Annotated in this window: 11 protein-coding genes; 9 read left to right on the forward strand and 2 right to left on the reverse strand. The window is 37.2% G+C overall.

The features are described from left to right. Together AZH43_RS02375 and AZH43_RS18635 are read right to left on the reverse strand one after the other, a co-directional pair. On the reverse strand, positions 1 to 1,569 hold a 1,569-nt coding region (locus AZH43_RS02375; protein WP_067666250.1), incomplete at its 3' end, for a hypothetical protein. Positions 1,570 to 1,772: 203 nt separating this feature from the next. After that, positions 1,773 to 1,925, reverse strand: coding sequence for a hypothetical protein (locus tag AZH43_RS18635; RefSeq protein WP_162840074.1), 153 nt, complete (start codon positions 1,923 to 1,925; stop codon positions 1,773 to 1,775). A gap of 241 nt (positions 1,926 to 2,166) precedes the next feature. Between AZH43_RS18635 and AZH43_RS18015 the strand changes: the two genes are divergently transcribed. The 9 genes from AZH43_RS18015 to AZH43_RS02425 all read left to right on the forward strand — a co-directional run bounded on the left by AZH43_RS18015 (position 2,167) and on the right by AZH43_RS02425 (position 15,362). Then, positions 2,167 to 2,454 carry a hypothetical protein gene (locus AZH43_RS18015; protein ID WP_016654406.1) on the forward strand — a complete coding sequence of 96 codons (288 nt, stop codon included), beginning with the start codon at positions 2,167 to 2,169 and terminating at the stop codon, positions 2,452 to 2,454. 52 nt (positions 2,455 to 2,506) lie between these two features. Further along, a complete protein-coding gene (locus AZH43_RS02390) occupies positions 2,507 to 3,550 on the forward strand; it encodes a DUF932 domain-containing protein (RefSeq protein ID WP_067666254.1) in 1,044 nt (347 codons plus the stop codon). 156 nt (positions 3,551 to 3,706) lie between these two features. Next, the gene (locus AZH43_RS02395; protein ID WP_067666256.1) at positions 3,707 to 4,747 is read left to right on the forward strand and encodes a YqaJ viral recombinase family nuclease; all 1,041 of its coding nucleotides are present in this window, start codon (positions 3,707 to 3,709) and stop codon (positions 4,745 to 4,747) included. Between the two features lie 184 nt (positions 4,748 to 4,931). Further along, entirely contained in the window at positions 4,932 to 5,873 is a 942-nt protein-coding gene (locus tag AZH43_RS02400; protein WP_067666258.1) for a recombination directionality factor, read from the forward strand. A gap of 132 nt (positions 5,874 to 6,005) precedes the next feature. Next, the gene (locus tag AZH43_RS02405; protein WP_067666260.1) at positions 6,006 to 7,946 is read left to right on the forward strand and encodes a DUF262 domain-containing protein; all 1,941 of its coding nucleotides are present in this window, start codon (positions 6,006 to 6,008) and stop codon (positions 7,944 to 7,946) included. Positions 7,947 to 8,184: 238 nt separating this feature from the next. Next, positions 8,185 to 8,778, forward strand: coding sequence for a restriction endonuclease subunit S (locus AZH43_RS02410; protein WP_067666262.1), 594 nt, complete (start codon positions 8,185 to 8,187; stop codon positions 8,776 to 8,778). A 28-nt stretch (positions 8,779 to 8,806) separates the two neighbouring features. Further along, on the forward strand, positions 8,807 to 11,044 hold the full coding sequence (locus tag AZH43_RS02415; protein WP_067666264.1) for a type I restriction-modification system subunit M: 2,238 nt from the start codon (positions 8,807 to 8,809) through the stop codon (positions 11,042 to 11,044). Beyond that, entirely contained in the window at positions 11,041 to 12,273 is a 1,233-nt protein-coding gene (locus tag AZH43_RS02420) for a restriction endonuclease subunit S (RefSeq protein ID WP_067666267.1), read from the forward strand. Before AZH43_RS02415 ends, AZH43_RS02420 begins: the two co-directional genes overlap by 4 nt. Before the next feature lie 35 nt (positions 12,274 to 12,308). Next, positions 12,309 to 15,362 (forward strand): type I restriction endonuclease subunit R, encoded by a 3,054-nt coding sequence (locus AZH43_RS02425; protein WP_067666269.1) that lies wholly within the window; start codon positions 12,309 to 12,311, stop codon positions 15,360 to 15,362. Positions 15,363 to 15,377 lie beyond the last annotated feature (15 nt).

The raw sequence follows: 15,377 nt of genomic DNA on the forward strand, positions 1-15,377 counted from the left end.
AGTATGCTCCAAGAGCATGGATAAGATCTGTCTTTGCTCAGCAGTTAATTCAAGAATATTATCATTTAAGCACATGGTAAGAGCAGAATTGTTGTTGATACTCATTTGATTAACATCTGCACCTGCATCAAGTAAAGCTTTAACTGCTTTAACATCACGTACCTGAATTGCATGTAACAATTGAGGCATTTTTACAGTATTTTGGCTATCGACTTTGATAACTTTGTTTGGTCGAGTCAGGTCAATTCTTATATTGTCTTTCAACATTAGAAATTTTTGTTTCGGGATATTTTTTAGGAAATCACATTCTTCCATAAGGAATAATTCTTCGTCGAAGACTTCATATGTACTTGCTCTAAAAGCAATAAGTTCCCATGTCTCGAACACATTTTCCAATTTAAACTTTTGCGGAAGATTATCGAAATCTAAATCAACTTTAGATAAACGTAGATGATAACGAATGGCGATATTGGCGAATTTTCTAAGTATGTCATTTTTAGGAGTTTGAAGTAGAGAACAAGCGGTGAAGGCTTCAGTCAAAACTTGTTCTAGGTTACGTCCATCGTAACGCATACAACATTCCACACATTCTAGATAATTCTGAATTGCATCATCTAGCTTGCCAGTAAATAGGCAATAACGTGCTTTAGCCCAATGACCACTAAAGCGAAGGCTTTCAAACTCTAGGTTTTGGTTGATTGAATCCATAAATAAATCAATATTGGTGAGACTAAAGCGAAGTTGGTCAGACAGTCCCTGAATACGTTTATTTAATAGTGCTAATGTGCCTTCTGCATTACCTTTGTATTCCTCTAAAATAATATTGTCTTTGGGGATCTGTAATAAAGATGAGAAAATAAACTCATTTAAAGATAAATGTATATATGCGGATTCATTTTCAGTATTGAGGTGTTGCTGAATAAAAGGAGCAAACTCTTGATCTGATATTTCCTTCTCAGTCACGCCATTTTTATAAAGGCTGTCTAAAGCTCGAGCTGTTAAAAGAGCAGAGAGAGTATCGATCTGCTTGGTAAAATGGATATGATCTTTAACAATAAGTTGTAGGTTTTGGGGATCAGGCAGCTCATCTAAATTACCCCATACTCGGAATCGATCTTGGAGCTCTTTATCCAATTTCTTAGCATTAAAATTCTGCTTAAGAAGCTCACGCAAAAAATGAGTTTTTTGCTTTTTGCTCACATACCCAAGTGAAACCAAATGATGTTTCAAGATAGGAACAAATTTTACTGAGATCATTAAGTTCAGAAAGTCATCTGTGGTCTTTTGATGAGCATCACCATTCAGGCTGAACAATAATTGGAAACTATAAAATTCCTGCATCGCTTGCTTGAATGCATGAATCATTTTGCTTTGAGTTTTTGCTGAGAAATATTTGGTAGTAAAAAGTGCTTTGATAAAGCTCTCTTCAAAATAATGCGGATAGTGAATATTATCTGTATATTCATCCACTTGCTTTGCTAGACCAGTATAGTTCTTTAAACCAAAATGATTTGCCATTTCTCTGAGAAGAGCTGTACCAGTAGGGAATTGTAATGTTGGAGTTTGCATATTAGTTTCTTCTTAAAAATCGATTTACATCATGTTTAAATTGTTGAAAACTTCTAAAATCACTCGGAGTAGATGGAATGGCTAACTTTCTATTATTGATCATTAAAAAGTTGTGCTTTTTCCCTTTAGCTAACTGAATAGACTTTTGCTTGAGAAGCTTCGTAATGAATTGATGAATGTCTTTGTTATTCGAAAACTTCATATCAATCATCATCGTCATAATAATCATTGTCTTGCTCTGCTTGACATGAAGAGCAAAGTTCTCCATTGACGATATAATTGTAATGCTCACCTTCTGGTAAGGCATCTCCATAAAGTGTTGTATAACATCCTGCACATTGATATAAATAAGCCATAATTAACTCCTCTTCGGCATGGGAGTAATATAGATTTTGTTAAATAAAATAACAGCAAAGCAGTTGGCGGGAAAACATCAAAAAAATGCAATTAGCTGATTACACTGAATAGTATTCCAAATTATTTCAGATACATAACATCCTAATGAGAATCATGAAGCTCTTTGAGTACACATGAGAAATGAATATTAAGCCTGCCATCGTGCAGGCTTTTTTATGCCCAAAATTTAGGAGTCAAGTCATGAGCTTGAATTGTCCCTTTTGTCATTCAACCGATATCATGATTGTTGAAGCGAATGCGCAACAAGCAAATTCAACATTATCAAATCTTGCATCACCCGCAGCTTTAGGGGCCTTAGGCACAACCGTTGCGAAGTCTTTGAATTTACCTCCCATCGTTGGAGGAATTGCAGGAACTGTACTTGGTGGTTTGTTTAATTCTTTTACAGAACAAAGCACACCTCCACAGCAAAGTTTGTGCTTCTGTCATAACTGCTACCAAAAATTTCCAACGCATCTTCTGCACTAAAGATCGTTGGTATTAACACAGAATCAAATTTCAAATTAAAAGGAATACAACCATGGCACATCAACTTGAACAAATGGCTTATGTCGGTGAAACCCCTTGGCATGGACTAGGAAATCAACTAAGTCAAAACCAACCGATTGAGGTCTGGGCACAGCAGGCAGGCATGGACTGGCGTATAGAGTCATCTAATGTCAGTTATATGGCACAGAATGAACGTGGACAAAGCATCATCATGCCGTATGAAGAACAGCGTGTACTGTACCGTTCTGATACCCATGCACCTTTGTCAGTGGTCAGTCAACGTTTTCAGGAAGTACAACCTCGTGAGATCTTAGAGTTCTATCGTGATCTAACTGAACAATCAGGCTTTGAATTGGAAACCGCAGGCGTGCTTAAAGGTGGCAAGAAATTCTGGGCGCTGGCACGTACAGGTCAATCTACTGCACTTAAAGGAAAGGATGTTAGTAATGGCTATATTCTTCTTGCAACTGCATGTGATGGAACACTGGCGACAACAGCACAATTTACTTCCATTCGTGTCGTCTGCAACAACACTTTGGCGATTGCTTTACGTGGTCAGAACAGCAGTGCAGGTGTAGTGAAGGTTCCGCATAGCACCAAGTTTGATGCAGATAAGGTCAAACAGCAATTGGGCATTTCAGTACGTGCATGGGATGAACACATGTACGAAATGAAGCAACTCTGTCAGCGTAGAGTCACCCAAGGAGAAGCAGCAGCTTTCTTTGATGCAGTGTTCAACAACACCAGCATGAGTGTGGCAGATCAGGAGGACAATATTATTCAGTTCTACCGTGATGTTGCGACTCAGGCGGCACATGCAAATACCAAGGAAAAAGCTGAACCTAATGCCAAGGCGATGACAAAAGCAATGGACATGTTTAATGGTCAGGGACGTGGTGCAGAGTTGAGTTCTGCTAAAGGAACAGCCTATGGATTACTGTGTTCAATTACAGAATTTATTGATCATGAACGACGTGCCATGAGTACAGATCATCGACTCGATTCAGCTTGGTTTGGTGCAGGAGCAGCGATCAAGCAACGAGGATTGGAGCAGGCTCTTAACATGCTTGCATAGTGCGAAATATACATTTTTCAATCATGGAAAGTTAGACCTTACTATGCATTTTTAAATGGAATTTAGAATTTTAAAAATTATTAAAACCATAGCTTCGGCTGTGGTTTTTTTATGCCCTTTATTTGCCACCATCCATATAAAATGAGGAAGCAAGCTATGAATACAGCAATATTAAACCCATCCATTCAACAAGCCAGCAAACCCTTTAATGCCCCAAAACTGTTTACAGCAAAACGCTTGGTCAATACTAAAAATATGACTCAATCTGACTGGCTTGAAGTCCGTCGCCAAGGTATTGGCAGTAGTGATTGTGCAGCAGCCTGTGGATTGAATCCCTATATGTCGATGCTCGAACTTTGGATGATCAAGACAGGGCGAGTCAAACAATCGATTGAAGATGAAAGTTCAGGTGTCTCTCCACTCTATTGGGGCAAGCAACTAGAGCCATTGGTGGCTGAGTACTACAGCATGCATACCAATAACAAGGTACGCAGAATCAATGCAGTGCTTCAGCATCCAGATCCTGATAAGCATTTTATGCTTGCCAATCTGGATTACTCCGTTGTGGGTAGTGATGAAGTTCAAATTCTGGAATGCAAAACAGCAGGAGAGTACGGCGCAAAACTTTGGCGAGAGGGTGTGCCTTTATATGTCTTGTGTCAGGTACAACATCAATTAGCAGTGACAGGCAAACGAGCAGCACATGTTTGTGTGCTGATTTGTGGTCATGAAACCAAAATCTTCAAAGTGACGCGCTCCGAATCCGTGATCAAACATATCATCAATGCGGAACATTACTTCTGGGATTGTGTGGAAAAAGATATACCACCTGATGCAGATGCCAGTGAGTCGGCAGCCAAAGCCATACAGCAGCTTTATCCACAACATATTCCGTTGACTGTTGAAGACTTGAGTCATAACGAACATGCCAATCAATTGTTTGCTCAACTGATTAAAGAAAAGCATCACATTGAGCAGCATCAAAATAACTTTGATGAAACTAAGCATCAAATCCAGATGTTGATGAAGGATGCTGAACGAGCAACCTTTGCGAATGGTTCGGTGACGTGGAAGAAATCCAAAGATTCAATCAGTTTAGACAGCAAAGCCTTACTCAAACTTCACCCAGAAATGCTTGAGCAGTTTCCGCAAAACAAAGCAGGAACACGACGCTTTCAGATCTATACCAATGACTGAATTCATCACGTCGATATTTCCAGTCTTCAAAAAAGCGCAAAAAACCACCCCCGACCTACCGACTCCCGAAGGAGCGGTAGGCCAACAATGGCGGTCTTTGCATTTCATCTGATCTTTAAACGGTTTTGTATTTGCTTACATAACAAAGGGTCAACAGTAAAATTTTATTTAGAGGAAAATTATCATGATTAAAGGTTTAGCAATCACACCACCGATCCTTGGACGTATCAGTATTGGTAAAGTTGTTGAAAAGAACGGTAAACGACTGCCTGAAAAGGACGACCAATTTACCATTACCAGTCAAATCCAAAGCAAAGAGGGGTGGATCAAACATCCGCTTGATGAGCAATTACGCAGTAAAGCACCGAATCAAAAACTCCGTACCATTCCAGTAAGGATGATCTTCAATGATCCTGATTTGAATCTTAGAGCTGAGTATACTTTGTTTGACCGACAGACTGGGCGACCTATCTGTGTCGGTAATGGTGAAACTTGCCAACGTTTAACTAATCAAGGCGTAGAGCAACATCCTTGTCCATCCCCTGATTTATGCTCATTGGCACAAGGAGGAAACTGCAAGCCCTATGGACGTTTACATGTCAATTTGGATGAAAGTGATGAACTCGGTACATTCATTTTTAGAACCACAGGTTTTAACAGTATCCGCACTTTGGCAGCACGGCTAAATTATTACCATGCAGCATCGAATGGATTGCTGTCATGTCTACCGTTTCAACTGACCCTAAGAGGTAAGTCCACCACGCAAAGTTATCGAACTCCTGTGTATTACGTAGATTTGACACTCAGGGAGGGAGTTAATCTTCAACAAGCGATTCAGATGGCGAAAGACATTGATCAACAGAGTAAGCAGAGCGGCTTTAATCAATCAGCGTTAGATCATACAGCAAGGCAGGGTTTTGCCAATGCACAGTTTGAAGTCAACAGCGAAGAAGGGTTGGATTTAGTGGAGGAGTTTTATAGTGATGAAAATCAAAAGGGAGACGTTGAACAAGCACAGTCTGTAACCACAGCGAGAACCAAGGCAATGTCTAAGCCGAATCAAGGTGAGGGTTTTGTGCAGGATATGCAGAAGGGCTTGCAGGGGAGTGTGAGGGCGGTGAATTGAGGGTTACTGGATAGCAAGGGGTGCAAGCCCCTTATTTTTAATAAATTGATTAAATTGAGATTGTTATAAATGAATTTGAAATATAATTGGTCACTCTAGTTCATAATCAAAAAATCATTTATTGGGCACCTAATGAAAAATAACTTTGTACATCAGCTTCGGACATTACCAGAGATTTTTGAGGGGAATTTTTTTTGTATCCCAGACTATCAGCGAGGGTATGCATGGGATGAAAAGCAGATTGATGAATTATTGAAAGATATTGATCATCTTCTTTTAGATACTTCAGCCGTTAGGCACTATACAGGTACACTTGTTTTATCACTGAATAAAGATCAGTCTAATCAATATCATATTGTAGATGGTCAACAGCGGTTAACTACCTTGGTTATTTTTTTAAAATGTATTTCTCTATTTGCTGATAGAGAGGACAAAGAGAGTATTGGCACCAAATATTTAAAGCGTGGTGATATTGGTAATGATCAGTTTGTTTTGAAGTTGAATTTAGATACTAATAAATTTTTTGAGAAAGTTATTTTATCTGATCGTAATTTAGAAAATTGCCCTATTACATTAGAGTCACACGAACGACTATTGAATGCTCATGATTTGATCCATAAATGGTTGACTCAAAAAACTTCTTCAGGAGTTCTTATTACGCAGATTTTAAATGTTTTAGAAGAGCGTTTAGGGTTTTTAGTTTATTCGCCAGTTGAAGATGCTGAAACTGGTATCATGTTTGAAGTGATTAACAATCGAGGTAAACAACTCAGTGAATTGGAAAAAGTCAAAAACTATTTAATTTATTGTTCAATTAAGCTATCTGCTTTTTCATTGCGGGATGATATTACTGAACATTGGTCTGATATTTTACAATCACTAAATAAAGCGAAAAAAACATCACCAAATGAAGAGAGTTCATTTTTAAGATATTGTTTGGTTGTATTTTTTAAAATGAATAAAACGGATAGCCAGTATGGGTATGATGTTCTTAAGGAAAGAATAAAAATAGATCAATGTTTGCAGTCCAGTGAAAAGAAAAATCAAACAATAACCAAACTACAAGATTTTATTCAATTTTTAAAATTATCTGCAAAATGGTACGAACATCTTTATGCCCCTAATTATGTTGGGCTTGATAAAGCTATTCAACCACTAATTGAAAACATTCGTGCTCAGAATGTTCATGCTTCAATTATGCCCTTGTTTTTAGCATTGGTACTCAAAAATAAAGGTAAGGGTGAGATGCTTGAACGGCATTTACAATTATTAGAAACGTTAAATTTTAGAGTTTATATCGCTAACGGCATGACATTTAGAAAAGATACAGGTCAGGGTGACTTATACCAGTATGCGAGTAGGTACTACTATGGGAGTTTGTTAAACAGTTTTATTGCAGAGGAGAATAGAGTAGTTGGAAAAACAACACTAACAAATGATGACCAAGCATTGGAATATTTACTGGTTAGTTTTACTCAAAATCTTGCGCATGATGGTTGGTTCGAAGCCTCATTTTATTTGGATGGTAAGAGTTCTTTTGATTTTTATGGGTGGAGAGGACTTCGCTACTTCTTAATGAACTATGAATCTTCTTTACAACCTAATAAGACTATTAATATAGATAAGATTTTAAAGAGTAGATCATCTGGTAAAACCAATGATTATTTGTCGGTAGAGCATTTGTGGGCGACAGAGAATAGAAATTTTGAGGGACAAAATTGTAGAGAAGTTGATCGTTATCAAAAAAGAAGACTTGGAAATTTCGTCTTACTTGAACTCCGTTTAAATATTCAAGGTACTAATGATGATGCATGGGTTAAAGCAGATCGATATCTTGACGGGTTTGAACAAGAAGCTCCAACAGATTTATATCATGTACGACTAGCAGGTAAAAGTGTTCGGAAAACCTTTAACACTGTGAGTGATGTCAAGAAAACTATTAATTATTATTCTGATTTTTATAGTGAAATTATTGATGAACAGGAAGAGCGTTACATTAAGTTTGCGATGAAAAGATGGTCATTAAAGGGGTATATTGGTTATAAAAAATATCACGAAGAGTTAGAAAATTAAATAATTATATTTTGCAGTACGATAAAAAGTGCAAAATATATTTGCTTTAACAAAGGAAGCATCGTATAGTAACTTCACGCAGTAAAAACTCAGTACGAGTTCTACTGCGTGATTTGAAAAGTTAGGATTTGGCGATCAGATAACTTTTCAAAACAAAATCCACTATCACAGGAGACTTTGTTAAACAGATTATATCTGAAAAATAACGAAGTACTCCAAGTTTATTAAAGGAAGGACTATGGAGACTAAATTAAAAAATATTGCTGAGATTTATACAGGGTTTACACAACGCCCCCTTGAGAAACCAGCAGTGACTTTTGATGTAAAAGCAATTCAAATTAAAGATTTATCCAAAGATCAAGTAGTTATTTCAGAAAATCAATGGTCAGAACTTGAATGGGCTTACGACTCAAGACCTCAATATTTGAAATATAACTCGATTATTGTGGTCGCTCGTGGAGAGCCAAAAGCCTATGTATTCAAAGGTAATGAATCAGATCAAGTTGTAGTAAGTAATCAATTTATTGTAGTGAATCTCAAAGTAGATAGCCTAAAGCCAGAATTTTTAGCTTGGTACTTTAATCATTCACAAGCAATGCGATCTTATTTTGAAATGAATAGTCGAGGATCATTGCTCATGATGCTCAGTATTTCGACCTTAAAAGAAGCTGAAATAGTTATTCCCTCTATGTTTCAACAAGAAGAGATTCTTCGACTTGCCGAAGAAGCACACAATGAAGCTTTAATATTCAAACAATTGACAGCTTTAAGAGCTGAATACAATCAAGCGAAGAGCGAACAAATTTTAGTGCAAGCCAAAGTGGCGCAATAAACCGAATTTTTGAATTGGAGAAATGAAAATGACAAATGAAGTAAATCAACACTCACAACATGGCAAAATTGTAGGATTAGTTTGGAGTATTGCCAATATTATTCGTGGACCTTATCGTCCACCGCAGTATCGTCGTGTGATGTTGCCGTTAATTGTATTAGGGCGTTTTGATGCGATTCTTGCACCGTATGCAGATGAGATGAAAGCATGCTATGAAAAAGCTGTGGCGAATTTGCAAGATAAAACCCCAAATGTCTTTTTACAAAAGCAGTTGAGCCAAATTGCGGATAAAGATCGTAAGCAAAATCTTTATAACATCAGTGGTTTTAATCTACAAAAACTGCTAGATGATCCAGATCAATTTACGGCAAATTTAACAAAATACATTGATGGTTTCTCACCTAAAGCGAAGGATATCTTTGCCAAGTTTGAATTTGCTAAAGAAATTGAAAAACTTGATGATGCAAACCGTTTATATAAAGTCTTTCAAGAGTTTCGTAATGGTTTGGTTGAATCAGGTTTAAGCCTTGCGCCTAGTAGTGTAAGTAACTTACAAATGGGCTACCTATTTGAAGAGTTAGTACGTAAGTTTAATGAACAAGCCAATGAAGAAGCTGGGGATCACTTTACGCCTCGTGAAGTGATTGAACTGATGGTTAATTTGATCTTTGAAGAAGATCAGGACGAACTTGTTAAAGCAGGTGTACACCGTAGTATTTACGACCCTACGGCAGGTACGGGCGGGATGTTGTCTGAGTCTGAAAAGTTTCTCAAAAAATACAATGACAAGATTAGCCTTGATATGTATGGACAAGAGTATAACCCTGAGTCATACGCCATCTGTTGTTCTGACTTGTTGATTAAAGATGAACCTGCTGAAAACATTGTGTATGGCGATACGCTTGGTGTGAAAAATGCCAAGGAAAAAGATGGTTATGTTCCTCGTGATGGTCATGCAGATAAAGACTTTCACTATATGTTCTCAAATCCTCCTTTTGGTGTGGAATGGAAAAACCAAAAAGAATTTATTGATGAGGAAGAGAAGCAAGGCTTTTCAGGTCGCTTTGGTGCAGGCTTACCACGTATCAATGATGGATCATTATTGTTCGCTCAACACATGATTTCTAAAATGAAGCCTTCGCCTGAAAATGGTGGGGAAGGCTCACGTATTGCTGTGGTATTTAATGGTTCGCCATTATTCACAGGTGATGCAGGCAGTGGTGAAAGTAATATTCGTCGTTGGATTATCGAAAATGACTGGCTTGAAGCGATTATCGCTTTGCCTGATCAGATGTTCTATAACACGGGTATCTATACTTATGTTTGGATTATTTCGAACAAAAAATCTGAACAGCGTAAAGGCAAAGTGCAGTTGATAGATGGTACGGCGCATTATCAGAAAATGGCGAAAAGCTTAGGTAACAAGCGTCATGAGTTATCTAAAGACCATATTGCTGAACTGACGAAGTTCTATTCGAAATTTAAAGATCAAGACACCAGTGCAATGATTCAAACCAAAGCTGGTGAAGCGAAGGTGTGTTCGAAGATTTTTAATAATCAAGATTTTGGTTATTTGAAGCTGACTGTAGAACGTCCATTGCGTTTGAACTTTATGATTTCTGCTGAACGTATTGCCTTGTTAGATCAGCAATCTGCATTTGAAAACTTGGCAAAGAGTAAGAAAGTAAAAGATACTGCTGAAATTTCGAAGGAAGAGCAAACAGGTCGTTTACAACAGGAAGCGATTAAAAAGGCACTTACAGCAAAAATTTCTGATCAGGTTTGGAAGAATCGTGATGAATTTTTAAAAGTCCTTGATCCAATTTTGAAGGGATTAAGCTTTAAGCTTGGCGCACCTGTGAAGAAAGCGATTTTGGAAGCATTGTCTGAACGTGATCAGACTGCGGATGTCTGCAAAGACAGTAAAGGGAATATTGAGCCAGATACGCAATTGCGTGATACAGAGCTTGTTTCATTCCCTGAACATCTGACTTTACCTTTACCTGTAAATTATGACAAAGAGCCTGACTTATCTGAGTTGTTACCATTGGTTACAGCGCACTGTGAAGCTTATTTAAAAGCGGAAGTTTTACCGCACGTGGCTGATGCGTGGATTGATTATAGTAAAACCAAAGTGGGTTATGAAATTCCAATTAACCGTCATTTCTATGTCTATGAGCCACCACGTCCTTTGGAGGAAATTAAGTCTGAGATTGTTCAGCTTGAGCAGGAGATCATGCAGATGTTAGGAGGTTTGTCTGCATGAGTCAGTTACCACGTTACGAAAGTTATAAGGATAGTGGCGTGCAATGGTTAGGGGAAATCCCTAGCCATTGGGATGTTAAACGCATGAAATTTGTAGTCGCTAATGTCGGGGATAAAATTGATGCCAAAGAATCTGATCTTAGATATTTTGGTTTAGAAAATATTGAATCATTTACAGGTAAATTACTTGATTCAGTAGAGCTTGAAAGTGAGGGGATAGGTCATAGATTCCAAAAGGATGATGTACTATTTGGTAAGTTAAGACCATATTTAGCTAAAGTTTTTTTAGCTCAAGAAGAAGGTTTATCATCTACCGAAGCTTTGGTGTTTAGATCTTCTGAAGTAATTTATCCAAAGTTTTTAAGTTATTACTGTTTATCGCAAGATTTCATTAATGAAGTTAATGGAACAACTTTTGGTTCTAAAATGCCTCGAGCAAGTTGGGATGAAATTTCTTCATTTAGAATAGTTTACCCAAGCTTAGATGAACAAAAAATCATTGCAGATTTTTTAGATAAACGTCTTGCCCAAGTTGATGCTTTAATTTCTAAGCAAGAAATTTTATTGGAGAAATTGGCTGAACAACGTGTGGCTTTGATTTCTCATGCAGTGACTAAGGGTTTAAATCCTGATGTAGAGTTGAAAGACAGCAGAGATGTTTTTTTTGGGAAAATTCCAAAGCATTGGAAATTAATAGCATTACATTTCATTGTCAGATTAATCAGTGGGGATAGTATTACTGCATTAGATTTTGTAGCAGATGGTGATTATCCAGTTTATGGTGGAAATGGTTTTAGAGGATATATTGATAGATATACCCATCAAGGTAATTATGTGCTAATTGGTCGTCAAGGTGCTTTGTGTGGAAACATTAACTTTGCCTCAGGTTATTTTTTTGCAACGGAGCATGCAGTTGTAGTTAATCCATTGATAGACCTAAATTACAAATGGTTAGGATTTCTATTAATGGCAATGAATTTGAATCAATACTCAACAACTGCTGCTCAACCTGGGATATCTGCAGAAGTTATTGGTCGATTAAAAATCTTACTTCCTGAAATCGAAGAGCAAAATCAAATTGCTGATTTTATTGAAACAGAGCTACGAGGTATAGAAGAGTTGAAAAATAAAGCTATTGTCTTAAAAAATAAGTTAAAGGAATATCGCTCAACCTTAATCACCCAAGTGGTGACAGGGAAGATCGATGTTCGAAATCTTAAAGTAAACTAAAAAATCATTGGGTCATATTTTTTTGGGGAAATGTCATGCATAGCGAATATTATTTTGAACAAGCTATAGAACACAGCTTAACAACAGATGGAGGCTATGTAAAAGGCAACCCTAAAGACTATGATCCAAGACTTGCTTTATTCCCCAGAGATATCGTTGCCTTTATTCAGGAAACGCAACCAAAAACTTGGGACAGAATTTATAGTTCATGCCAAGAAGAAACAGCAAATCGTATTGTCAATGATTTAGCACATGCCTTAGATACCGAAGGTGCTCTATCGGTTTTACGCCAAGGCTTTAGATGCTTTGGTAAAAAAATTAAAATGGCTTACTTTGCACCCAATACCAGCATCAATAAAACCACTCAAGAACAATATGATGCAAACGTACTTAAATGTACACGTCAGCTCCATACGGAATTTAATGAAATTCCAGATATGGTGCTTTCGTTAAATGGTATTCCATTGATCACGCTTGAACTTAAAAATGAGTTTTCAGCATCAGGCTGGAATGTGGAAGATGCCAAAATTCAATTTAAAAAAGATCGGAATGCCAAAGGACGTTTATTTGACTTTAAAAAGCGCACCTTGGTTCATTTTGCAGTAGATACCTGCGATGTCTATATGACCACGAAGTTGGATGGGGAAAATACGTTTTTTCTACCTTTCAACAAAGGTTATTTAAACGGTAAAGGTAATCCACCTGTAGAAGGTGATGTGCGCACGCATTATCTGTGGACTGAAACTTTAGCTCGTCATAGCTTTATGGAAATCTTTGCTCGATACATGCATTTGAGTGTAGAAACCAAAAAAATTAGAACTGAAACTGGTTTTCGATATATCGAAAAAGAAACCGTGATTTTCCCACGTTACCATCAATTAGATGCTGTGCGTAAACTCACAAAACACAGTAAAGCCAATGGTTCAGGTCATAACTACTTAATTCAGCACTCAGCAGGTTCAGGCAAATCAAATACCATTGCTTGGCTCGCACATCAATTGGCATCGATGCACAATGCGGACAATCAAAAAATTTTTAATTCCATTATTGTGATTACTGACCGTATTGTACTTGATCGACAGTTACAAGAAACCATTGCACAGTTTGAGCATAAAGATGGTGTGGTACAAAAGATTGATGAGAATACGCTACAGCTTACTAATGCCTTAGCTTCGAATGTACCGATCATTATTACTACAATTCAAAAATTTCCATACATCATGCAATCTATTCGTACCCAAGCGAAAAAAGGAATTAAGGTTGATTTGAGTACAGAAGGTAAGAATTTCGCTGTTATTGTCGATGAAGCCCACAGTTCACAAAGTGGCGAAACGGCAATGGAATTGCGCAAAATTCTCAATAAAGATGGGATTGAATCTGCAATTGCTCAAGAGTTTTTAGATGATGGCGATGAGGATGAAAGTGAACTCACAGATGATGTGAAAAAGCATTTATTTGCAGAAGCGTCAAAGCGTAGTCGCCAGCCTAATTTAAGTTTCTTTGCCTTTACCGCTACACCAAAATGGAAAACACTCGCTTGCTTTGATGAAGCGGGTGATAACGGCGAAGCTCCGTTTCATCATTACAGTATGAAACAGGCAATTCAGGAAGGCTTCATTTTAGATGTATTGGCAAACTACACGACTTATGAACAGTACTTTAAATTAATCAAAATCGCTGACAATGATCCAGAACTTGCAAAAAATAAAACCAAAGCCTTAATGGCTCGTTTTGTTTCCATGCATCCAAGCGTGATCGCTCAGAAAGTAGAAATTATTGTCGAGCATTTTAGAACAGTGACGATGCACCGAATTGGTGGTCGTGCCAAAGCAATGGTTGTAACGAATTCTCGTGAACAAGCAGTACGCTATAAGCTGGCATTCGATGAATATATTAAAGAAAAAAAATATACAGGGATTAAGTCTTTAGTCGCTTTTTCAGGGAAATTAGAGGTCGATGGTACTGAATATACAGAACCTAAAATGAACGGTTTTAAAGAAACTGAATTACCTGATCAATTTGACACAGATGATTATCAAGTACTCTTGGTTGCTGAAAAATATCAAACAGGATTTGATCAGCCTTTACTACACACCATGTTTGTAGATAAGAAGCTATCGGGAATTCAAGCAGTACAAACCTTATCTCGTCTGAACCGTTGTGCTTATGGTAAAGAAGATACTTTTGTATTGGACTTTGTGAATACCCATGAAGACATTTATAAAGCATTTAAACCATTTTACGAGTTGACTAAACTTGGCGATATTCCAAATGAGCAAAAGTTGAATGAGCTTGGTCATACATTGGATCAATGGAAGTTTTACTTTGAAGTTGATTTAAATGAGTTTGCCAATATTTGGTTTAAGGATAGAAGCAAGCTAACAGGGCATGAACATAAACAGTTGAATAGTATTATTGACCGTGCTGTTGATAAATATAAGAAAATTCATCCTGATGATCTTGTACATCAACAAGAGCAACAAAAACTATTTAAAAGCCAATTACAAAGCTATTTAAATTTATATCTCTTTGTCTCGCAAATCATGGACTTTACAGATTCAGAGCATGAGCAACGATATGCGTATTTAAAAGCTTTACTACAAAAGTTGCCTAAAGGCTCTAAAGAAAATGAAGTTGATTTATCTAAAATTGTTGAACTTCAATTTTATCGACTACAGAAGTTAAGTGAAAATAGTATCGATTTAGGGCATGGTGAAGCGAATGCCTTGAAAGGTTCAACGGATGTGGGAACAGGGCAGGCAGAGTCTACAGATAATGTATCGCATCTGATTGATGAATTGAATGAGGCATTTGGTACTGATTTTACGGTAGCTGATCAATTGTTCTTTGATCAGGTTGAGCAAGCAGCTATTGAAAATGAAGAGATAGTACAAGCGGTGAACGCAAATTCTCTAGACAGTTTTACAGAGTACTTATCTGGAAAGTTAATTGATCTGTTTCTTGTTCGACTTGCAGGAAATGAGGAAGTCTGTAATAAGGTCATGAGTACGGATGAATTGCGTAAAAAAGTTGCTAAGCGATTGGCGAAGCATATTTATACACGGACAAAAAAGAAAGCTTCAAAATAGTTCTTTTTAAAATTT

Source organism: Acinetobacter pragensis (assembly GCF_001605895.1).
Classification (GTDB): domain Bacteria; phylum Pseudomonadota; class Gammaproteobacteria; order Pseudomonadales; family Moraxellaceae; genus Acinetobacter; species Acinetobacter pragensis.

Excerpts from the sequence above, each read along its gene's own strand:
- AZH43_RS02410 (WP_067666262.1), top strand. The coding sequence starts at position 8,185 with ATGGAGACTAAATTAAAAAATATTGCTGAGATTTATACAGGGTTTACA.
- AZH43_RS02395 (WP_067666256.1), top strand. The coding sequence starts at position 3,707 with ATGAATACAGCAATATTAAACCCATCCATTCAACAAGCCAGCAAACCC.
- AZH43_RS18635 (WP_162840074.1), bottom strand. The coding sequence starts at position 1,925 with ATGGCTTATTTATATCAATGTGCAGGATGTTATACAACACTTTATGGA.
- AZH43_RS02390 (WP_067666254.1), top strand. The coding sequence starts at position 2,507 with ATGGCACATCAACTTGAACAAATGGCTTATGTCGGTGAAACCCCTTGG.
- AZH43_RS02405 (WP_067666260.1), top strand. The coding sequence starts at position 6,006 with ATGAAAAATAACTTTGTACATCAGCTTCGGACATTACCAGAGATTTTT.
- AZH43_RS02425 (WP_067666269.1), top strand. The coding sequence starts at position 12,309 with ATGCATAGCGAATATTATTTTGAACAAGCTATAGAACACAGCTTAACA.
- AZH43_RS18015 (WP_016654406.1), top strand. The coding sequence starts at position 2,167 with ATGAGCTTGAATTGTCCCTTTTGTCATTCAACCGATATCATGATTGTT.
- AZH43_RS02420 (WP_067666267.1), top strand. The coding sequence starts at position 11,041 with ATGAGTCAGTTACCACGTTACGAAAGTTATAAGGATAGTGGCGTGCAA.
- AZH43_RS02400 (WP_067666258.1), top strand. The coding sequence starts at position 4,932 with ATGATTAAAGGTTTAGCAATCACACCACCGATCCTTGGACGTATCAGT.
- AZH43_RS02415 (WP_067666264.1), top strand. The coding sequence starts at position 8,807 with ATGACAAATGAAGTAAATCAACACTCACAACATGGCAAAATTGTAGGA.